We start from the raw sequence: 18,629 nt of genomic DNA on the forward strand, positions 1-18,629 counted from the left end.
CATGCTGTCCAGCGCGTCCTCATCGGCTGTGGACCGTGTGGCAACCTGGTCAGGTGACGGATGCTGGGATGCTTGAACTCTTCGACAATCTGGCGGACCGGGTACGCAACCCGATGCTCGCATATCTGGGCACGCCTGACGATAGCGGTGACTGGGGCGACGACTCACCAACCGAGGTGGACCTCCTGGCCGAGCGACGCCTACTCGGTGCCGTCATGCTCGCCTCGATCCACATCATTGATGAGTGCATCGACGACATACAGACGATCGGCTCGGCCGAGGCGGAACCCAATGGGGATCTCGATCCCGAGATCTACGCAGACACGTTCGTGTGGGACAACTTCCCACGTCGGTTCCGGGCCTCATACGACTCGGAGTTCTTCGCCAAGGTCCTGGTCTCTGCGGTCAAGGTCAGCCACGATCTGGCCAACCCCAACAGCGAACGGCCAGCGTGCATAGCCGAAGAGATCATCGTCAACGCGATATGCAAGTACGCCTACGCCCTGTTGGACGACGCCGGCGTCGAGTGCGAAGTGAGCCTGGAAGACTTGATACTCGACGACGACGACTTCGAATTGCTGTTCAGCGAGGACATGGACGGGGTCGAGAACGACCCCGCCATGCAACGCTCACTCGGCATGTGGCTCCCACCCGTCGAGGGCTGGTTCACACCGTTCAACCCCGACCGTGTCGTTCATCCCTATGCCGAGACCAGCACGACATCCCCACGCGTGCACGACCTCTACCACCTACTCGCCTCCGACGAACTGAAGGCGATGTCTCGCAAGCCCGACGTGGTGGATACCCCCACTCCGATCACCGGGCTGCAGCCAATCAGCGAAGTCGTGCGACTGGCACGCCAGACATCGAACGCAGACCCCGAAACCTGGGTCGCCGACCACTCCGACCCTGAACGCAGCTTCGAGGCTCTCGTGCAGATCTCCCATATCGCAGAGTCTGGCTGGCTGACATGGCAACCACATGAATCCGCCGACATCGTGCGCTCCGACGCCGTGATCCAACTCGTCCCACACCGTCACTATCCGGTTGGTACAGACCAGCCATGGGCCAAGATCGCCATGACCAGCGGCGTCATCATGCACATCCCGTTGTCAGCGATCGTGTCCAACCGCCCAGACCCCGCGATCTATCAGCGGTGGAACTCGATTGGGTCCTCACTAGAGCCATGAGGACGGTCTTCCCAGTCCACGTTGAGATCACAACAGCTCGATCGGCAACCCGAACTGAGTCGGTAGCCTGGGCCATGTCAACTGCTTGGTGCCCGACTGCCGCTGCACGGTCCGGCTGGGCGTCGAGGATGTAGCCAGTGGTGATGCTGATCGCATCAAACGTGCGCTGGGTCCGAGCCGGCGACGCCTTCCCAGACGTAGAACGCCGCTCCTACCTCCGAACCTGCTGATGCGATCACAAGCCTGGTTCGGGCCGGGCGCTTTCCATCTCGAATCCAATGGCTGTGGGCTCGCTCACACCGAAGCTCCTGCCGGTCAGGTCGCGACCTGTACCCGCGGATGTCGGCAAGTATTCCGCGGTGGCACTGATGAGGCGGCTGGCGGAGGCAACGACTCGGCCGCCCAGTGTCTCGACGAGACGAGATGGGGGCTTCCTTCCGATCACTGCCGTGGCGCTAGTGATGAGGGCCGGCGACGGCGCAATGGGCAGGCAGCCGAACCTGGCGAGCAGCGTGTAGGCAGCCGAGTCTGCTTCCAGCCTTGTGAGGCCGTGGCATCCACTGTCACGAGAGCGCTTGTGCATCCAGAGGTGAGAGAGCTCGTGCGCGAGACTGAACGCCGCGTCCGCCATATCGAGGTCATCATGGACGACGACCCGACGTCGACGGTGATCGGCATGCCCGCTGTCGCCCTCGGCGGTCAGTGCTCCTCGTTCGACCTCATATCCTGCGTCGCCTGCCACTCGTTCCAATGCGGCAAAAATGTCGGCTGGACCGCAGTTCTCATCTGCTTCGAGACGCGGCAATGTGAGCGAAGTGCCCTCGGTCTGGCTGACATCCCACACCGTCGCGACGCCGTGTCCTTGCACAGGACCCGCTGGCCGGTCGACGTCTGCGGCCGGCGAGACGATCCTAATGCCGGATGCTCCACGTATCACGCAGCGGCCCCTGCGTTGCCACTCTCGCCGTCCAGCGATCCACGTAGCGTCAGGCAGCTGCAGTTTGATCAGGACAACATTCCTGAAGGACTGCCCGTGGAGAACTGCTGCTGCATCGAGCCAGCGCATCCACTGACCGTCCGACCACTTCCGCTGCACGTCGGCATCGACAGCTCTCCGGAGATCCGCGACCGTCACCCGAATGCGGTTCACCGGGCTGTCCGGCCGCAGCACGTGGATCGACTGACGGGTGCATGATGAACAGCCATAAGTCCACGGTCGGCGTGTTCACCCGGCCCTTGAACCCGGCCGATGGAATCCAGGACTTATATGCCGGGCTGACGGTGCCTGGACCCAGTGATAGAGCGAGAGGTCGTGGCCAGCCGCCCGTTCGCCCCTACGGGTGTGCGGGCGTGTCCGTGGACTGGCCGAATGACAGCAGGGGGACGTCAAACAGATCAGGTTGCCGCGGACGTGAGAAGCGGGGCGCGGTCACCTCGACCAGATACATCTCGGTGAGGAACTGAATCTTGGCACCGAGGAGATGACTCGTGTGCGCCGTCGCGGAGTGCGCCTTCAAGCCGACCGAGACGTGGATGTGGGGCAGCACCGTCCCGGACTCCTCGTCGTACGCGAGGGTGCCGCCGCCGATTGCCTCCACGTTTTCGAGGTGTACGGCGCTCCACACCGGCGCGTCAGGGTTCTCGAGCTTCTCGCAGGTGCCGACGAGCTGGACGTCGCGCATGCCGGCGATGAACATCGGGATGAAGCCCTGCCGTACGCCGTACTGCGCGCAGAACTCGGCCAGCGCCGGATAGAAGTCGTCTCCGTGATCGAAGTGGACGGCGAACGTCCGGCCCATCGTCAGTTCAGCGGCACGCAAGCTCGGCTCCTTCGAGATCGTCGATATAGGCAACGTAGCGGATCGCGGTGTTCAGCCCGCTCGTCGACAGCAGCCGGCTGCGAGGATGCGCAAGGTCATCGACGCCTGCCACCGCGAGCTCCTCGCACCGCCGCTGGAACCAAGCCCACGGCACGTTGAGATACGCGGCAAGCATCTGCAGTCGGCGCTTCGAGCGGACTTGCGCGACCAACGAGGCGACGGACACCTGCTCGACGACATCGCGGAACACCGAACGACGTGACGGCGGCGCGCTCGCATCGACCGACCACAGTTCAGGGCCGCCGAGCCAGTTCGCGACGATCGCCTCGCCGCCGAGCACGAATCCCTCAACCTGACCATGCTCCGGCTCGGCGCTCAACTGCACCGTGATCCCGAAGGCCTCCATCAGCGCGGCCGTGAGCAACAGCAGCATCCGCTCGTACGCCGGCGACTCCGCAACGTCCGCGTCCGAGATGTAGAACCCTCGCCGCGCCTCCGGGAACATCCGCGACGTACGACGCAGGTACTCGAACTTGTGCCGCCACAGCAGCCACGCCGCAGCCTCTTCCCCCCTCGACTCCCGCGTTCAGAAGAACGGCTGACCAGACAGCCGATCGAGGTTGCGAGCGATGTGCCGGGCACAGAACCGCGACCCGAGCCACTGCGCTGCGACCGCGTTCAGCGTCGGCGCCTCAGTCAGCGGCACCTCCGACGTACGCCGCCCCTCATAGCGTGCAAGTCTCGCTTGACTACTGGTCAACTGGGCGTCGTCCGCGAGCAAGGCGACGTCGGTGTTCACCGCCGCCCAGATAATGCCGACCGTCAAATCGTCCAGAACCATCGCAGCCGAGATCGGCTGCGGGCCGGTACGGCGTCCACCCCGGTCGACGAACCGGCGCCCGTCTGAGACGTAGTACCGCTGCTCCGCATCAGCCACCACGACGAGGGAGCGACGATCCGGCCGGTTCAGCGCTGCGTCGTGGCCAGGGTCGACCATCAACCACCCTTCGCCCGGCAGCTTCACTTCGCAGTAGTGAGCACCAACTTCGACGCCGGTGTACGACCTGCCGGAGGGCAGGCGCAGAGTGTTGGACCTGGTCGAGGGCGCGCGGCCGGCGAGTAGATCGAGGAAGTAGACAGGCTCCGGCGGCTGCGGCGCGGTGACGCGTCGCTTGTAGAAGAAGCCGAGGTCCGCGGGGTCGGACTTCCCGAGAACTCGGCACAGCGCCTGCCGGACGTCCGCCGCCGGCCAGGTGTACCAGCCGCACTCCCAGTCGGAGATCGCCTTAGCAGTGATGAGCGCGGTTCTGCCGCTGGCGTGATAGATCTCGGCGCTGACGAGGTCGGCGAGTGTCCCCTGCGACATCCGCCCGCGCGCCTGGCGGAGCAATACGTTGGGCTGCCTCTTACCCTTCATGGGGCAAGGATGGCCGCGGTCGCGCGGACAGCGTCACGGCATGACAAGACATCTCCAGGATGTCTTGGTTCAGCTCAAAATGTCCTCAAATGTCTTAGGTTAGATCTCAGTGTCAGGGTGATGCTGCCGCTCACGCGGTGGTTGGATCCTGAGCATCCGTGTCTGGCTCTTAGGTTGGCTGCCGCCTGCGGGTTGGCGTCCACGGGTTTTGCCGGCGCCGGGTGTGAAGGGACCGACCGGCGTGACTTGATAGGAGCGTGGCATCGCCCCCACTGAGATGTGTCCGCCGGCCGGTCCGACCGTCCAGTCACTGATCAGGGTGAAAGGAGGCAACCACCATGGTGTCACAGCTGTCACAGCTGTCACAGGCGTCGCAGGTGGTTGTTGGGGCCGACGTGCACAAGCACAGCCACACGTTTGTCGCGGTCGACGAGACCGGCAAGAAGCTGGGTCAGCTCACGGTGCGGGCCGACAGCACAGGGCACGACAAGGCGGTGCGGTGGGCCCAGGCCCAGTTCGGTGCCGCCGGGGATTCCGGTGATGGTTGCGGGGATGGTTGCGGGGATGGTTGCGGGGCCGGGATCAGGTGGGGAATCGAGGACTGCCGGCATCTCTCGGCGCGGCTGGAGATCGATCTGCTCGAAGCCGGGCAGCATGTGGTGCGGGTGCCGCCGAAGCTGATGGCTGAACAGCGACGCACGGCCAGGACCCGGGGAAAGTCGGACCCGATCGACGCGCTCGCGGTCGCGCGGGCAGTGCTGCGCGAACCGGATCTGCCGGTCGCGGCGCATGACGAGGCGTCGCGGGAGCTGAAACTGCTGGTCGATCACCGCGACGACCTGGTCGCACAGCGGACCCAGGTGGTCAACCGGTTCCGCTGGCACCTGCACCGCATCGACCCCACCGTCGATCCGGCGCCCGCATCGCTGAACCGGGCCAAGACCCGGCGATGCATGGCCGAGTTGCTCGCAGACCGGTCCGGGATCGACGCCCGGCTTGCCCGGGAACTTCTCACCGATATCGAGACCCTCACCGCACGGGTGAACACGCTCAAGACCGAGATCGCCGCGCTGGTGGCCGTCCAGGCCCCGGCCCTGCTCGAACTCGAGGGCTGCGGGACCCTGACCGCGGCGAAGATCGTCGGCGAGACCGCCGGCATCACCCGCTTCCCCCACGAGGCCAAGTACGCCATGCACGCCGGTGTCGCTCCCATCCCTGTCTGGTCCGGCCGCACCGCCGGCCGGGTCCGGGTGAACAGATCCGGCAACCGCCAACTCAACGCCGCTCTCCACAGAATCGCGGTCACCCAGATCCGTCTCGGCGGCCTCGGCAAGGCCTACTACGACAAACGCCTCGCGGCCGGCGACTCCACCACCGAGGCCCTGCGCTGCCTCAAGCGACGACTCGCACGAGTCGTGTTCAACACCCTCAAGAACAACCCGTCAACCGCGACCGCAACCGGACTCGCGGCCGCGGCTTGACATAGGAGAAACCTGTGCCTAACGAACGACTGCGAGCAGCGATGGTGGAACAGGGCCTGACCCATCATGCACTTGCAGATGAGCTCGGAGTCAACGTCAAGTCCGTAGAACGCTGGGTTGCCGGCGATATCGTCCCCTTCCCGCGCAATCGGCACCGGCTGGCGACGCGGTTGGGACGGGACGAGGCCTACCTCTGGCCGGACACCCTGACCCGGGACCGCGCCGCAGCCTTGGCCGAGAGCGAACTCGTACGTGTCTACCCGCATCGCGCGGACGTTCCCCCCGACGAATGGCGGCAACTCTTCGAGTCGGGCGACGCTGAAATTGGCATCCTCGTATACGCAGGCCTGTTTCTTGCTGAGGACAACGGGCTCCAGCGGATCCTGCGGAAGAAGGCGAAGTCCGGCACCCGAGTTCGGATCCTCCTGGGCGATCCGGATGACGCCCGAGTCGTGGAACGTGGCGAGGAGGAGGGCATCGGCCAGGCACTCGCCGCGAAGATTCGCAACGCGCAGGTCCTCTACCGGGGACTCATGGACGCCCCTGGCCTCGAGTTCCGGCTGCATCGGACCGTGCTGTACAACTCGATCTTCCGTGCTGACGACCGGTTGTTCGTGAACACGCATATCTACGGTCTTCCGGCGGCGCAGGCGCCGGTGTGGCACCTCCGCAAGATCCCCGGCGGCGAACTGGCCCGCCACTATCTCGAGAGCTTCGAGCGAGTTTGGGACAACGCAACGCCAGTGACGGAGCTGTGATGGCCAGGCGAATCGACTACTACGACGATCCCGACGCACCGGCCGCGAACAGCATGGTCCCGTCAGTGAACGTCGTGATCGAGAACGACGCCGGCGAGATCCTCATGATCGAGCGCTCCGACAACGGCAACTGGGCACTCCCCGGCGGAGCGATCGACCTGGGCGAGTCGATGTCCCAGGCCGCCGTACGCGAAACCAAGGAAGAGACCGGCATCGACTGCGAAATCCTCGACGTACTCGGCATCTACACCGACCCGAAACACATCATCCTCTACACCAGCAACGGCGAAGCCCGCCAAGAGTTCTCCATCCTCCTCCGCGGCCGCGCTACAGGCGGGACACCCACACCAAGCAGCGAGAGCACCCGAGTCCGCTGGATCCCACCCAGAGAGCTCAACAGCCTGCAGATGAACCGAACCATGCGCCGCCGCATCGACCACTATCTCAATCCCGAAGCTACGTTGTACTTCGACTAGCTTCCGGTCGCTCAGGTTGCATGAGGTGTCGCCGCACTATGGCCGACGGATGCGTGGCGAGAACATCCGCGATGGGCCCAAATGCTGGTAGGTCGTACTCAACGAGGGCCACAGCAATTGCGAGCGCCATCCTGCAGCCCTCGTTGACCTCCAACGCGGCGATAAGGGTCGCTAGAACAGTGTCGTGCTGCTCCGGGTGCTCACTTGCGTACCTGACGAGGTTGTAGCCGGCTGCCGCGCGCACCTCCGGATCCGGATCTACAGTGGCGCTGGCCAGGAACGCGTGGGTATGAGGGCTCGAGCGTAGTGCGAGCAATTCCACAAAGCCGACGGGTTCCGTTCTGCGTAGCTCGAGGAGAACAGGCCACATCTCGTCCTCGGGGAGCGTCCCAGCAGCAACCCTGAGCGCCGTCACAGCTGAGTTGAATCGATCGCTCTCGCCGATGAACAGCCGCGTTGGTGCACTCTTCAGTGTCGGTGCCGCCTTCTTGAGGCGGCGCTGTACATGTGCGGGGAGCTTGGTGAAGTGCCGCGCGAGCATCTCGAGCGTCCGTTGCACCTGCGCGCCAGGAAGGATGCCAGCGGTCACTGCGTCGGTCACCGCCTTCCAGAGGCGGTTGTCACCGGTGTGATATGCGCTCAATGTCAGGTCATGCAGTTGGTCGATCTGGTAGCCCGAGTACTTGAACGTGCCGTTGACACCAGCCGCGTCCGCGAGCATCTGTTTGACGGTCTTGCCGACGCTCCGCCCGAGTGCCAGGTAGTCATCGCGTTGGGTGGAACCTGTGACTAATAGACTCCGGAAGGCAGCGTTGGACCCTTCGTTTGCGCGGCGGCGCAGTTCTGCGACGGCCTTCGGCAACCTGCTGCCAAGGATCTCTAGCATCTCGAGGCCGTAGTGGTCATCGCGCTCGGATGCGGCCGTGACCAGGTGCTCGACCGTGGTCTTCTCGACGTGGGCCAGGTCGAGGCTGCGTGCGATGCGATTCAGAGCTTGCACCACGCCCTCGTCACCGTCATAGGAGGCCGCGATCAGGTCCGCAATCACCTGGTGAGTTGCCGGCGATGCAGCAGTGAGGACTCGAGGGATTGCACCGCCGAGCTCGTTCCAGCGGCTGGCCCAACCTCCGCCGAGCTGGCGCACAGGCCCGTCGTCCTCGAGCAGTGCGATGGCGCGGTTGATGACGCGGTCGGCAAGTTCGGCGTCCAGGAGGTCACCGCCAGCGGCGAACAGAGCCATGGCAGGACCTTCGGTCCGCTTGGGCCAGGGGTCGGACGCGAGCTCGATGAGGACGGTGCAGAGAGCGGATGTCGGGCCTGCGACCCAAATGCGGTCTGCAGCCTTCTTGATCTCAGTCTTGTCTCCGGCGAGTGCCATCAGATTGAGCGCGCTCGCGACGTGATCAAACTCCGAAGTCGAGATAAGGGTCACCTCGCCGATCTGCAGTGCGAGGTGACGCCACGCGCCCCATGCTCCGCTGAACGCCGCCGTCCACGCTGTAGTCATCAAGTCGTCTCTGGCGTTAGCCGCGGTGAACCGCGTGTCACCGTTGGCGCTCCAGGCGCTGAATCGAGAGGTCAAGTCCTGACCGAGCGCATGACTCACGTCCTGCGCCCGCCACCACGACCCGGCATTGTCCTGCGCAGCGATGGTTTCCTCGATGTCACCTCGCCCGAATTCCGATGTTGAGAACAAGAGCGCAGCGCATCCCCCGCGGATGGTGCTGACGGTCAGATCTCCGGCGAGGGCCTTCAGTGCGAACAAGGCTTCCTTGGCCGCGGCTGCGGCCTCCTCGGGCTGATCGAGTTCAAGGAGCACATGCGCGCGCTGTGCAAGGATCCAGCCGCGGTCTGCCGGCTTTGTGTACCGCGTCGGTTTCAGAAGGTCGAGCGCGGTCCTTGGCTCCCCGGAGATGTACGCGAGGCATGCGCGAACGACCATCGTCGCGCTGCGCTCGAATGTCGCCCGCGCGGTCACCGCGAGCGCAGCAAGCGCTGAATCGTCGTTCTCCGACATCAGGACACGCAGTCCGTGCGCGAAGCGCCAGCCCCAATTCTTGGAGGTGGCCCACGATTTGGGATCAGGACACAAGCCGTCCCTTGACCAGTGGACGAGTTCGTTGAATCGGCCGCGCATGAGCATCGCAACCGCCTCTTCCGTGCTGAGCGCAGACGGCGATCGGTTCGGGTGAGGTGCGACCAAGCGCGACATCAGCAACGCGTGCCGCAAGCGGTCAGCGGGCGGAAGGTCGGTCAGTTTGCCGTCCCAAACTGCGCCTTCGAGACCATTCATCCTGGTCGTGTTGGCGATGCGATTCAGCGCATCCAACGCGTCCGGATCAACCCGTTGGTCGGCTGGCACGAAGATCTTGCGGCCCTTGCCAGTCTTCTTGATCGCGGGGCCATGAACATGGGCCCAATAGCCAATCTGGTTCGCAGTATCCACGAAGACGAGCAGGTACGGCCACTCGAACTCAAGCCAGTGGTCGAAATGATCGGTGTCCGTTTCCTCGAACCACCAGCCAGGCCGGCCATTGACCCTGTGCTTCGGCTTCACATACTTCTCTTGACTTGACTTCACTTGCAGCAGAACCGGAGCGGCGAGATCGAAGGTAGCCTCGACGTCTCCTGCGGAGACTGTGTCACGCGCGAAGGTGATGAAGTCGTTCCCGATGTCCTCGCGGAACCGGGTGGGCGGAGCCCAGCCGATCTTCTGGAAGATGACCTCAGCCATGGATTCGCCCAGCGAACCCGTCTTGCCTCGCGCCGCCATACGCCTACTCATGCGCAGGATTCTCGCACCGCACTCCTCTGAACTGACCCGAACGCGCTCAGGCGATCAGGCGCCGCTCGATGTTCGCGGCCGCTCTCCGGAGCGCATGTGCAGATCTGGCAATCGAGCGGTGTACAACGTGGCCGGGTGGGTAGCGGAACAGGATCTCGTTCAGACGTTCCTCGACGTCGACCTGGCATCCGTCGACCGCGGCGGTCAGGTCGCAGTACGTCAGGGCATCGAGCAGGAACTCATCGGGCAGGGGGAACTCTTCCGAGAGCCTGTCAATGCCCCGCTCGTCTGCCTCGATCAACGCGCCGGTGTGATGCGCGACAAGACGGCAGATCACCGGGTCCACGCCGACTACGTCGCGAAGGTGCCGAGCCCCATCGAGCGGATGGAAACCTGTCGATTCCAGTGCAGACGAGTAGCCGATGTCATGAAGGAAGGCGGCCGCCTCGATCAGCTCGGCTTGGTCTCCGAGGATGGACGCCAGTTCGCGGGCGCGAGCAGCAACCCCTTGGGTGTGCGCCCAGCGACGCGGCAGCTCGTCGGCCAGCAACCGACGCGCCAGCGATCGTGCCTCCTGCGCAGTCATCATCAGGCTGAGCGTACGACGCGCGACCGCCGCAGTCACCTCAGTCCGCCGCGGACCGCACCCTTCCCCGGGCCCAGACCGCCTCGAAACTCGCGACGTACGAGTCGAACATCTCACTGTCATCCGTATGCCGGTAGTGGTAGACCGGCGACTGCGCGGCCGGGATCCCATAGGAGTGCTGGTTGACGAGGAGTTGGCCGTCCGAGCGGAACATCGAGTTGTAGAGGACGGTGTCGTGCAGCCGCAGCTCGACGCCTTCCTTCCTTAGCAGCGGCGCCAACAAGCTGAGCGAGTTGCGGATCTTCGCTCCCATCGCCTCGCCGATCTTCTCCTCGACGCCGCGCTCAACGACGTTCGCACGTCCGGTGCGCCCAGCGCGATCCTGATTCGGGCGGTGTCGCTCTTCTCGCCCAGCAGACGCACGATCCGGGCGTCCTCCGCGAGGAACAGCGCGCTGTAGGCGAGGATCCCGATCTCCGACTTCGCCGACTCGAAGAACGACAGCCAGTTCTGCGAGCTGATCGCCGTACGTCGTGAATAGACTCCGGCGATCTCCGTCGGCCGCCCGTCGTCCGATCCCATGGAGCGGAGCTCAGGCCAGATCACTTCCTCGTCGACGCCGAGCAGCCGCGTGAGCGCTGCGCGGGTACGACGATGCGGCATCTGCCCGCGCATCCAGCGGCGCACAGTCTTCGGGTCGACGGTCAGCTCCGCCGACACATCCAGGTCGGTGAGATTCGCGTCGTACATCGCGCGCCGGAGCACGTCGTTCACTCGGATCGCCATCCTTACCGAGGGGTAGATGTCGGTAAATGTCTGTTCGGACCGTAACACGAAATGTCCGTAAATGTCCGTAGACACGGTTCTCCTGTCCAGGCCGGAACGACAGGCTTGAGGCACACGCTCGACACAGCGGTCGAGCGTCGCCAGGGCAGACCGAGGAGACGGAAATGATGCGCCGCGGGGAGCTGTACCGGTATCGCGATCCATCAGGAGTCAGCGGCACCGGCGTGGTCGCCTTACTGGTGGAGTTTCCGCCCAACGAGGACGGACAGCAGTGGCTCGCAGTCAAATGGCTCGGCCCGCACCCGTGCATGACGTTCTGGTCGGGTATCGGTGACTTCCTGGAGGTCCATGGGCATCTCGGCGCGTCTGAGATCCGCTGGCTGGATCCTGATCCGTTCGACCCCGATGAGGATCCGGCGCTCGCGACTGTCGGCGGCGCTCGAAAACTGAACACTTTCGGCGGTGAAAAGTGAGCACTCGACGATTGGAGAGTGATCACTTTGGAGGACTGGGCGCTGATCAGGAGGTTGGCTGCTGAGGGGGTGCCGAAGGCGCGGATCGCTGAGCGTTTGGGGATCTCGCGGACGACGGTGATCAAGGCGGTGAACTCGGATTGCCCGCCGCGGTATGTGCGCAGGCCTGGGCCGACGTCGTTCACGGCGTTCGAGCCGGCGGTGCGGGCGCTGCTGGCCGAGGTTCCGGACATGCCGGCGACGGTGCTGGCCGAGCGGGTGGGCTGGACTGGGTCGATCCGGTGGTTCCGCGAGAACGTGAAACGGCTGCGGCCCGAGCATCGTCCGGTCGACCCATCGGACCGGTTGGTCTGGTTGCCGGGCGATGCCGCGCAGTGTGATCTGTGGTTCCCGCCGCGCAAGATCCCGCTCGAGGACGGCACCGCGAAGCTGTTGCCGGTGCTGGTGATCACCTCCGCGCACTCGCGGTTCAGCACCGGCCGGATGATCCCGACCCGTAAGACCGAAGACTTGCTGTTGGGCACGTGGGAGCTGATCCAGCAACTCGGACGGGTCCCGCGCCGGCTGCTCTGGGACAACGAGCCTGGCATCGGCCGCGGCCAGCGCAGGGCCGAGGGCGTCGCGTCGTTCATGGGCACGTTGGCCACCAAGTTGGTGCTGCTGCCGCCGAAGGACCCGGAGTCCAAGGGGGTGGTCGAGCGCCGCAACGGCTGGTTCGAGACCTCGTTCATGCCCGGCCGCAGGTTCACCTCGCCGGCGGACTTCAACGACCAGTTCACCGACTGGCTGACCAAAGCCAACGCGCGGGTGGTGCGCACCATCAAGGCCGCACCGGCCGACCTGATCGACGCCGATCGGGCGGCGATGCTGGCGTTGCCGCCGATCCCGCTGCACCTGGGCTGGCGCAACAAGATCCGGTTGGGCCGTGACTACTACGTCCGGCTCGACACCAACGACTACTCCGTCGACCCGGCCGTGATCGGCCGGATGGTCGATGTCGCCGCAGATCTCGACCGTGTCCGGGTCCGCTGCGAGGGCCGCGTCGTGGCCGAACACCCCCGCGTCTGGGCCAGAGGAACCACCGTCACCGACCCCGGGCATGTCGAGACCTCCGCCTGGTTGCGCAAGCAGTTCCAACAACCCCGCGCCGTTGCCAGCGCAGACGACCTGGCCCGGGACCTGAGCGATTACGACCGCGCATTCGGGCTCACCACCGAGGAAGGAATCAGCTGATGACCGCTACCAAGCCGACCGTGAAGGCCGCTGCGAGCACGGAGGCGGTCAAGCAGATCACCTACCTCGCCGCCGCACTGAAAGCGCCACGAATCACCGAGGCCGCCACCCGGCTGGCCGACCAAGCCCGTGACGCCGGCTGGACTCATGAGGACTACCTCGCCGCGGTCCTCGAACGCGAAGTCAGCGCCCGCAATTCATCCGGCGCCCGACTACGAATCCGTGCCGCTGGGTTCGGTGCGGTCAAGACACTGGAGGACTTCGACTTCGACGCCCAGCCCACGATCCGGCAGCAAGTCGCCGCGCTCGCATCCGGTGGGTTCTTGACCGAGGCCCGCAACGTCGTGCTCCTCGGGCCGCCCGGCACCGGAAAGACCCACCTGGCCACCGCCTTGGGTGTCGCGGCCGCCCGGCACGGACACCGGGTGCTGTTCGCGACCGCGACCGACTGGGTCACCCGCCTCACCGACGCCCACCGCGCCGGCAAGCTCCCCCAAGAGCTCACCCGGCTGCGGCGCTACGGGCTGATCATCGTTGACGAGGTCGGCTACCTGCCCTTCGAACAAGACGCCGCGAACCTGTTCTTCCAGCTCGTCTCGTCCCGCTACGAACACGCCTCGCTGATCCTGACCTCAAACCTGCCGTTCTCCGGCTGGGGAGGCGTCTTCGGAGACCAAGCCGTCGCCGCCGCGATGATCGACCGGATCGTCCACCACGCCGACGTTCTCACGTTGAAGGGGGCCAGCTATCGCCTCCGCGGACGCGGCATCGACAGCCTGCCCAGCATCCGCACCACCACCGGGGAAACCGAGTCCTAGACTGCCCACAACCGCTCACTTTTCAACCGCCGGAACCGACCAGCTTTGGAGCGCCGCCGACACGCGACCACGAGCCTGCATCCCCGCTAGACCGGCGAGGCCGGCGTGTGATCCTCACGTCCGCGTCGGTCGCGCCCTTCCAACCCTCGTCATGCCCGGCGAGGACGCGGCCCTGCCACCGTCTCCCCTGTCGGTGGCAGGGCCCAGTACTTCCCGGAGGACACGAATGCAGTGGAGCGACCTCAGGCACGGCGACAGGGTCCACCACTTTGAATATGGAGCCGGCACTGTGAACAGCGCCGGACCGCTGTGGCTGCTGATCACCTGGGATGACCCGGCCGAGCACGTCGACTACCACTGGTCAGGCGAAATCGACCGACACCTCACGCGCCTCACACCGCAGGCCGAGGAGGCGCACGGTCAATGACGGACAGCACGTCACATCAGGTTCGCGCGTGGCTCGGCGAGCACCTGGTCATCGATTACGTCGGTCCGCGTGGAGCCGCAGCGCGGTTCGAGGACGCGATAGGGCGGAGCTTCACAAGCTTGCGAGTGACGAACGAACCCTTGATGGACGACGTGGTTACGGCAGGGGGCCGTCCACGCCACCCGCAGGCCGATGATCGGTGATGTCGTAGTACGCCGCTCTGCCGGTCGTAGACTCGGTCTCGACGGTCACCGATTTCTGGTTGACTCTGGCAACCTTTCGCCAGTGCCCGGAGATCCGGACGTAATCGCCCTTCTGGATCGCTGATGAGTGGTTCGTCGGCCTCTCGATCAGCCGGTCACCGACCTCATGCCAGTGGCGCAACCGTGCCTCGATGTCTATCCGACGGATGAGCATCCTGATAGCCCACAGATCCATTGTCACCGAGGTCTCGCCGCCAGCTTTGATCGCACGGAAATGCTGCTCGACCTGACGATCAACCTTTCGAAGATCCGCTTCGAGGCGTGCGATCCGGCGACCGATCCAACCCGAGAGTACGACTCCTCGGTTCCTGCGGCCTCTGCAGAGCCATCCTCCGGCGTGTGAGGAGTCGGCATCAGTCCCACCTCTCGTCCAGAATGTGGTCACTCAAGTCGGCGAACCAAGCGATCACGTCATTTGCGCGGTACCGCAGATGCCGGCCAACCTTCTTGCCCCTCGGCCCATACCCCAACGTCCGCCATCGATAGAGAGTGCGCTTCGGCACGTTCAGGTACGCGGCCACCTGATCGATGTCCCAGAGTGGATCGGCTTCAGACGTCATCGGATCCCCCTGCTGCGGAAGGATTCGCCCTACGCCGCTCCCTGTCGACCTTCACGATCCGTCGCAACTCGCTTACCGGTACGCCGAGGATCTCCGCCGCGGCCTCCGTCGATCGGCACACGCGCGCGAGCTCGGCGATCTCCGCCGCGCACGCCGCCTCAGCATCCGCGACACGTTCGTCGTACCGCTCGATGGCGAGTGTTCTTGCCTCGACGGCGCGATCCAGCGATGTCTGCGCCCTCACCGTTCGGGTGGTGGCAGCTTCGATCCTCGCCTGTCGTTCACGTGCGCGCCGCAGCGCGACGACGCGTTCGCTGGCTCCCATTCCGAACCACCCTCACGGCACGGGGCCGTCGAGTTCGGGAGACGGCGAGAGCTGATCCTGCGGCCGGAGCGTCACCGGCCCGAGCATCACGCCATGAACCTTCAGGTACTCGTCTGCCGATTCGATCAGCCTCCGGGACGTGTTCGTCACTCGGACCCCGGTCGCTTTGATGACGTTTGCCGGCTGGTCGGGATCGGCCGCCTTCGCCCAGCCCGCGAGATAAGAGAACGATCTCGTCTCACTGGAAATGCCATATCGCGCGAGTACCGCGTAGGCGACCGAGTCAGCCTCCACCTCGCGAAGCCCCGTGCAGGCCTTCCCGTCGCCTTGATCCGGTGAATGCATCCGGACGTGCCCGACCTCGTGGGCAAGCCGCTCGATAGCACGGAAGTCGTTGAGGTGATCCGCCACGACTATTCGCCGGGAGTCGAAGTCGGTGAAACCCGCGGACCCATCGCCAAGCGGACGCACATCCACGGCGAATCCGTCCGCCGCGGCTTCCCTCGCCAGGCCCTCCCACAGCGTCCTCGCCACGGCATAGCCGGTGTTGGCCACAAGGTATGGGTAGGAGATCGGCGGCCCAGATGTCGCACTGACGTCGTACACCGAACCGACCCTGAAGCCGATCACCTCTTGCTCGACGTCTGCGGCGGGCCCTGCCTCTCCGGCCGACTCGACCGCAGCGGGTGAAGTTGTCCGCGAACGAATCGGCGTCAGGATCTTGATCGCCTGTCCCGTCTTTACCTGACGCCCGAGCCGCGCCCACGCGTCCGCTCGCGCAACCCACGTGGCATCCGGCATCTGCAGGTTGATCAGCATGAGGTTCCCGAATCCGTACGTCGGGTGCAGCGCCGCGACCTCCAGCAGGTTGGACCAGTCAGATCCGGACCGCAGCTTGCGAACCTCCGCGTCGAGCACCCGGTGGAGATCCTCTGCCGTTACCTTTCCATTGCCCACAGCAACCTCCCGTTGGATCGGTTCTGGAGTTCAACGGACGAGACCGGCGAACTCCTGTCCTGGATCGTTCATCTGGGATACGTCCTCGAGGTACACCTGCGGAATCCTCGTGACCAGCTCCGCCCTCCGACGCGACCGGGTCGAGGTCCCGGCCAGCCGCCGCACAGCACCCGACGCCGTCGTCAGATACCGAGCAGCGTCAGCCAAGTCGTTCGTCAGCTCCTCGAAGCACTCCCAGCGCGCGATTCGCACCCACTTGGCCTGCAGCGGACGTGAACCACCGGTCGGGCGACGGAGATAGCGGAGGTCGACCAATGCCGCCTCCCGCCGAGGTACGAAGATGCGGCCGGCCCGTATCAGCCACTCCACGGTGCTCTGCTGGTTGCGGCAGATCTGCTCGGCAGCCCACAGCAGCTCGTCCGCAACATCGATCAGCTGCGCCGCGGCCCTGGGATTGGGTGCCAAGTCGCCGGCGTCGCGGAACCTGTTGCCGGTGCGAAGTGCGCTGTCGACCGCCTGCTTCAACTCGACGTACGCCTCCTCACCCGGTGACTGGCTCGGACCGCTCAAATCCGCCAGTCGCCGACGCCATCCAGCCTGAACACCCTGGGAACTCGCCTCGAAGCCCTGCAGCTCGCTACTGACGGTCAGGAGACTGTGCCGCGTGGCCCGGTCGAGACCGGCGTTGGGTGCCGACAACAGGCTGGTCACCAAGTGCCTGGCGACGCTGACGACGGTGCGCAACTGCGCCGTCGTCGACCGCAGGTCCCGCGTCAGGACCGTCTGCGGTGTCTCGGAGGCGTGCGCGCGTTCCCAACGGGCTGCGGCCGCCGCAACAGCCGACAGATCACCTACCAGTGCCGTCGGCCAACTCGCCGCCAAACCAGCCAGACCGCCAAGGCCGGCACGCCGCACGTCGGCGTCGGCGAGGACGGCCAGTTCCTCCGCCACGCGCAGCAGATGCGTCCGGCCATGCGTCCGTGCCTCTGTGTTCCGGACGGCCGCCCGGGCGCCAATCAGCGCGATGGAAGCCACCTCTGCCCGCGCCGCGATCAAGTCCTCACGGACCTCGAACGCCGAGGACGCCGCGGCGTCCTGCACCGCCAGGAGGTCGGCACCAGCCCCGATCGCCTGCGCCAGCCGGCCGAGCGCGTTGTCCGAGCGACCCGAAGGCCCAGGCTCGCCGCGAGGACTTGTCCGAAGACGGCAACGCAACCATCGCAGGTGGTACTTCGTCGCAGACAACACGGCCTGCCAGTCAGCCATCACCTGCGCCTCGTCCGGATACACCCCACGCTTCGCACTCACCGCGGTCCGCCGCGCCGTACGAAGCAGGTCCTCATACGTCGCGCGCATCACGAACCGCCCGAATGTCAGCCGCCGCCGTCCGCACCGCATCACCAAGCGCCAGCCGCCAACTCAGATCCTCGATAGACACCTCGATCCGATCCACCAACTCCGCAGCCTCGTCCAGCAGCACAGCCGGATCCCCCTCGGCCTCCCCGTCGTACCGGACGTACGGCATGATCTCCAGCAACTCGCACAACCGATACCGGCTGAACGCCGTCATCGCCCAACGTCCATCGGGCGCCGCAGCCTCGATCCGCTCAACGATCGCCTCGGCGCGAGTCACCAGCTCCACCACGCGCAGCCGCACGTCGCCGCTCGAAACCTTCTCGTCCACGTGACCACTCCGTCCAGTCCTGGATCCGACAGTCCAGGACGTCTGTCCCAGACCACGGCGACTCAACGGATGCCACAGACAACTTTTCGACGGCCGGGCGCGAGGTGCCTTCAGCTCTTCGACGATGACAATCCGGGAGCGGCGCACAACTCAACCGCCATCTGGACAACCGCCACCAGCGGCGACACCCTGCGGCGTGAGGGCTGCTCAGTGCAAGATGTCGAGTTTCTGGCGGAGGGCGGTGAGGCTCTGGGATGCGGCGTTGAGGTGCTCGAACGCGGCGTTCAGGTCGGCGTCGGCCTTGGCGAGGACGTCCGTGTCGGAGACGGTCCGTGCAGGAGGTCCGCGAATCGGGACAGCCGGAACGACAGCATCAGCAGCGACGCCGCGGACATCACCGTCCGAAGTTCGTGGAACTCGGCGACCAGGCCCTTCGCGGCGATGTCGTCGACCGCACGATGACGCACGACCTCGACCGCCTGCCGTAATGCCGCGCCCGCCTCCTGCAGCGACTGCTCCACGCTGTCCGACACCGGCCGCCTCCTCTTCGTCGGGTTGCTCACCGCGCCGAGATGCGAAGCAGTAACGCC

General features: G+C 65.3%; 25 protein-coding genes. 10 read left to right on the top strand and 15 right to left on the bottom strand.

The window, feature by feature from the left end; genetic code table 11:
- The first annotated feature begins 68 nt into the window (after positions 1 to 68).
- Positions 69 to 1,190 (top strand): hypothetical protein, encoded by a 1,122-nt coding sequence (locus BJY22_RS34955; protein ID WP_167215682.1) that lies wholly within the window; start codon positions 69 to 71, stop codon positions 1,188 to 1,190.
- Between the two features lie 235 nt (positions 1,191 to 1,425).
- Here BJY22_RS34955 and BJY22_RS43360 read toward each other — a convergent pair whose 3' ends face one another.
- On the bottom strand, positions 1,426 to 1,893 hold the full coding sequence (locus BJY22_RS43360; RefSeq protein ID WP_420371440.1) for an ImmA/IrrE family metallo-endopeptidase: 468 nt from the start codon (positions 1,891 to 1,893) through the stop codon (positions 1,426 to 1,428).
- Here BJY22_RS43360 and BJY22_RS42100 point away from each other — a divergent pair.
- Positions 1,792 to 2,385 carry a hypothetical protein gene (locus BJY22_RS42100; protein ID WP_238350551.1) on the top strand — a complete coding sequence of 198 codons (594 nt, stop codon included), beginning with the start codon at positions 1,792 to 1,794 and terminating at the stop codon, positions 2,383 to 2,385. The two genes, BJY22_RS43360 and BJY22_RS42100, sit on opposite strands and share 102 nt — an antisense overlap.
- A 139-nt stretch (positions 2,386 to 2,524) precedes the next feature.
- Here the strand turns inward: BJY22_RS42100 and BJY22_RS34965 are convergent, their stop codons facing one another.
- The 3 genes from BJY22_RS34965 to BJY22_RS34975 all read right to left on the bottom strand — a co-directional run bounded on the left by BJY22_RS34965 (position 2,525) and on the right by BJY22_RS34975 (position 4,427).
- Positions 2,525 to 3,010, bottom strand: a complete 486-nt coding sequence (locus tag BJY22_RS34965; RefSeq protein WP_167215688.1) for a PPC domain-containing DNA-binding protein — start codon at positions 3,008 to 3,010, stop codon at positions 2,525 to 2,527.
- Positions 2,997 to 3,515 carry a hypothetical protein gene (locus BJY22_RS34970; RefSeq protein ID WP_167215691.1) on the bottom strand — a complete coding sequence of 173 codons (519 nt, stop codon included), beginning with the start codon at positions 3,513 to 3,515 and terminating at the stop codon, positions 2,997 to 2,999. Before BJY22_RS34970 ends, BJY22_RS34965 begins: the two co-directional genes overlap by 14 nt.
- Before the next feature lie 81 nt (positions 3,516 to 3,596).
- Positions 3,597 to 4,427 carry a hypothetical protein gene (locus BJY22_RS34975; RefSeq protein ID WP_167215693.1) on the bottom strand — a complete coding sequence of 277 codons (831 nt, stop codon included), beginning with the start codon at positions 4,425 to 4,427 and terminating at the stop codon, positions 3,597 to 3,599.
- Positions 4,428 to 4,765: 338 nt separating this feature from the next.
- On the opposite strand from BJY22_RS34975, the gene BJY22_RS34980 reads away from it, so the two are divergent.
- From BJY22_RS34980 to BJY22_RS34990, 3 genes are read left to right on the top strand one after another with little or no spacing between them, the layout of a single operon-like run.
- Complete coding sequence (locus tag BJY22_RS34980; RefSeq protein WP_167215696.1) at positions 4,766 to 5,908, top strand: IS110 family RNA-guided transposase; 1,143 nt, start codon at positions 4,766 to 4,768, stop codon at positions 5,906 to 5,908.
- Positions 5,909 to 5,922: 14 nt separating this feature from the next.
- Positions 5,923 to 6,666 (top strand): helix-turn-helix domain-containing protein, encoded by a 744-nt coding sequence (locus tag BJY22_RS34985; protein ID WP_167215699.1) that lies wholly within the window; start codon positions 5,923 to 5,925, stop codon positions 6,664 to 6,666.
- The gene (locus tag BJY22_RS34990) at positions 6,666 to 7,142 is read left to right on the top strand and encodes an NUDIX hydrolase (RefSeq protein ID WP_167215702.1); all 477 of its coding nucleotides are present in this window, start codon (positions 6,666 to 6,668) and stop codon (positions 7,140 to 7,142) included. The genes BJY22_RS34985 and BJY22_RS34990 overlap by 1 nt, the downstream gene beginning before the upstream one ends.
- Here the strand turns inward: BJY22_RS34990 and BJY22_RS34995 are convergent.
- The 4 genes from BJY22_RS34995 to BJY22_RS35005 are packed head-to-tail and all read right to left on the bottom strand — an operon-like array spanning position 7,123 to position 11,287.
- Positions 7,123 to 9,927, bottom strand: coding sequence for a DUF4365 domain-containing protein (locus BJY22_RS34995; protein ID WP_167215706.1), 2,805 nt, complete (start codon positions 9,925 to 9,927; stop codon positions 7,123 to 7,125). The genes BJY22_RS34990 and BJY22_RS34995 overlap by 20 nt on opposite strands.
- 46 nt (positions 9,928 to 9,973) lie before the next feature.
- Positions 9,974 to 10,516, bottom strand: a complete 543-nt coding sequence (locus BJY22_RS35000; RefSeq protein WP_167215709.1) for an HD domain-containing protein — start codon at positions 10,514 to 10,516, stop codon at positions 9,974 to 9,976.
- A gap of 37 nt (positions 10,517 to 10,553) precedes the next feature.
- Positions 10,554 to 10,826, bottom strand: coding sequence for a hypothetical protein (locus BJY22_RS41255; protein ID WP_202891399.1), 273 nt, complete (start codon positions 10,824 to 10,826; stop codon positions 10,554 to 10,556).
- A complete protein-coding gene (locus tag BJY22_RS35005) occupies positions 10,778 to 11,287 on the bottom strand; it encodes a helix-turn-helix domain-containing protein (RefSeq protein ID WP_202891400.1) in 510 nt (169 codons plus the stop codon). Before BJY22_RS35005 ends, BJY22_RS41255 begins: the two co-directional genes overlap by 49 nt.
- 176 nt (positions 11,288 to 11,463) lie before the next feature.
- Here BJY22_RS35005 and BJY22_RS35010 point away from each other — a divergent pair, with 176 nt between their 5' ends.
- From BJY22_RS35010 to BJY22_RS35025, 4 genes are all read left to right on the top strand, one after another.
- The gene (locus BJY22_RS35010) at positions 11,464 to 11,772 is read left to right on the top strand and encodes a hypothetical protein (RefSeq protein WP_202891401.1); all 309 of its coding nucleotides are present in this window, start codon (positions 11,464 to 11,466) and stop codon (positions 11,770 to 11,772) included.
- Positions 11,773 to 11,790: 18 nt separating this feature from the next.
- Positions 11,791 to 13,005: an IS21 family transposase gene (gene istA / locus BJY22_RS35015; protein ID WP_167215712.1), complete on the top strand. Its 1,215-nt coding sequence runs from the start codon at positions 11,791 to 11,793 to the stop codon at positions 13,003 to 13,005.
- Complete coding sequence (istB, locus tag BJY22_RS35020; protein WP_167203432.1) at positions 13,005 to 13,823, top strand: IS21-like element helper ATPase IstB; 819 nt, start codon at positions 13,005 to 13,007, stop codon at positions 13,821 to 13,823. The genes istA and istB overlap by 1 nt, the downstream gene beginning before the upstream one ends.
- A gap of 226 nt (positions 13,824 to 14,049) precedes the next feature.
- Entirely contained in the window at positions 14,050 to 14,250 is a 201-nt protein-coding gene (locus BJY22_RS35025) for a hypothetical protein (RefSeq protein WP_167215715.1), read from the top strand.
- Positions 14,251 to 14,406: 156 nt separating this feature from the next.
- Here the strand turns inward: BJY22_RS35025 and BJY22_RS35030 are convergent, their stop codons facing one another.
- A complete protein-coding gene (locus BJY22_RS35030; RefSeq protein WP_167215718.1) occupies positions 14,407 to 14,694 on the bottom strand; it encodes a hypothetical protein in 288 nt (95 codons plus the stop codon).
- 33 nt (positions 14,695 to 14,727) lie between these two features.
- Here BJY22_RS35030 and BJY22_RS42695 point away from each other — a divergent pair, with 33 nt between their 5' ends.
- On the top strand, positions 14,728 to 14,856 hold the full coding sequence (locus BJY22_RS42695; RefSeq protein WP_272954841.1) for a hypothetical protein: 129 nt from the start codon (positions 14,728 to 14,730) through the stop codon (positions 14,854 to 14,856).
- A 10-nt stretch (positions 14,857 to 14,866) separates the two neighbouring features.
- Here BJY22_RS42695 and BJY22_RS35035 read toward each other — a convergent pair whose 3' ends face one another.
- The 6 genes from BJY22_RS35035 to BJY22_RS35060 form a co-directional block, all read right to left on the bottom strand.
- Positions 14,867 to 15,073, bottom strand: a complete 207-nt coding sequence (locus BJY22_RS35035; RefSeq protein ID WP_167215721.1) for a helix-turn-helix transcriptional regulator — start codon at positions 15,071 to 15,073, stop codon at positions 14,867 to 14,869.
- Complete coding sequence (locus BJY22_RS35040; RefSeq protein WP_167215724.1) at positions 15,063 to 15,317, bottom strand: hypothetical protein; 255 nt, start codon at positions 15,315 to 15,317, stop codon at positions 15,063 to 15,065. The genes BJY22_RS35035 and BJY22_RS35040 overlap by 11 nt, the downstream gene beginning before the upstream one ends.
- A 93-nt stretch (positions 15,318 to 15,410) precedes the next feature.
- Positions 15,411 to 16,316, bottom strand: coding sequence for an ImmA/IrrE family metallo-endopeptidase (locus tag BJY22_RS35045; RefSeq protein WP_167215726.1), 906 nt, complete (start codon positions 16,314 to 16,316; stop codon positions 15,411 to 15,413).
- 69 nt (positions 16,317 to 16,385) lie between these two features.
- Positions 16,386 to 17,711 (bottom strand): hypothetical protein, encoded by a 1,326-nt coding sequence (locus tag BJY22_RS35050; RefSeq protein ID WP_167215728.1) that lies wholly within the window; start codon positions 17,709 to 17,711, stop codon positions 16,386 to 16,388.
- A complete protein-coding gene (locus BJY22_RS35055) occupies positions 17,695 to 18,039 on the bottom strand; it encodes a hypothetical protein (protein WP_167215730.1) in 345 nt (114 codons plus the stop codon). The genes BJY22_RS35050 and BJY22_RS35055 overlap by 17 nt, the downstream gene beginning before the upstream one ends.
- Before the next feature lie 284 nt (positions 18,040 to 18,323).
- Positions 18,324 to 18,572, bottom strand: a complete 249-nt coding sequence (locus BJY22_RS35060) for a hypothetical protein (protein WP_167215732.1) — start codon at positions 18,570 to 18,572, stop codon at positions 18,324 to 18,326.
- Between the last annotated feature and the right edge of the window lie 57 nt (positions 18,573 to 18,629).

Source organism: Kribbella shirazensis (assembly GCF_011761605.1).
Classification (GTDB): domain Bacteria; phylum Actinomycetota; class Actinomycetes; order Propionibacteriales; family Kribbellaceae; genus Kribbella; species Kribbella shirazensis.

Bases quoted from the DNA above. Each gene is read 5' to 3' on its own strand.
- BJY22_RS34955 (WP_167215682.1), top strand. From the start codon at position 69: ATGCTTGAACTCTTCGACAATCTGGCGGACCGGGTACGCAACCCGATG.
- BJY22_RS34970 (WP_167215691.1), bottom strand. From the start codon at position 3,515: ATGTTCCCGGAGGCGCGGCGAGGGTTCTACATCTCGGACGCGGACGTT.
- BJY22_RS34975 (WP_167215693.1), bottom strand. From the start codon at position 4,427: ATGAAGGGTAAGAGGCAGCCCAACGTATTGCTCCGCCAGGCGCGCGGG.
- BJY22_RS34980 (WP_167215696.1), top strand. From the start codon at position 4,766: ATGGTGTCACAGCTGTCACAGCTGTCACAGGCGTCGCAGGTGGTTGTT.
- BJY22_RS34990 (WP_167215702.1), top strand. From the start codon at position 6,666: ATGGCCAGGCGAATCGACTACTACGACGATCCCGACGCACCGGCCGCG.
- BJY22_RS34995 (WP_167215706.1), bottom strand. From the start codon at position 9,927: ATGAGTAGGCGTATGGCGGCGCGAGGCAAGACGGGTTCGCTGGGCGAA.
- BJY22_RS35000 (WP_167215709.1), bottom strand. From the start codon at position 10,516: ATGATGACTGCGCAGGAGGCACGATCGCTGGCGCGTCGGTTGCTGGCC.
- BJY22_RS41255 (WP_202891399.1), bottom strand. From the start codon at position 10,826: ATGGGAGCGAAGATCCGCAACTCGCTCAGCTTGTTGGCGCCGCTGCTA.
- BJY22_RS35010 (WP_202891401.1), top strand. From the start codon at position 11,464: ATGATGCGCCGCGGGGAGCTGTACCGGTATCGCGATCCATCAGGAGTC.
- istB (WP_167203432.1), top strand. From the start codon at position 13,005: ATGACCGCTACCAAGCCGACCGTGAAGGCCGCTGCGAGCACGGAGGCG.
- BJY22_RS35025 (WP_167215715.1), top strand. From the start codon at position 14,050: ATGCAGTGGAGCGACCTCAGGCACGGCGACAGGGTCCACCACTTTGAA.
- BJY22_RS42695 (WP_272954841.1), top strand. From the start codon at position 14,728: ATGCTGCTCGACCTGACGATCAACCTTTCGAAGATCCGCTTCGAGGCG.
- BJY22_RS35035 (WP_167215721.1), bottom strand. From the start codon at position 15,073: ATGACGTCTGAAGCCGATCCACTCTGGGACATCGATCAGGTGGCCGCG.
- BJY22_RS35050 (WP_167215728.1), bottom strand. From the start codon at position 17,711: ATGCGCGCGACGTATGAGGACCTGCTTCGTACGGCGCGGCGGACCGCG.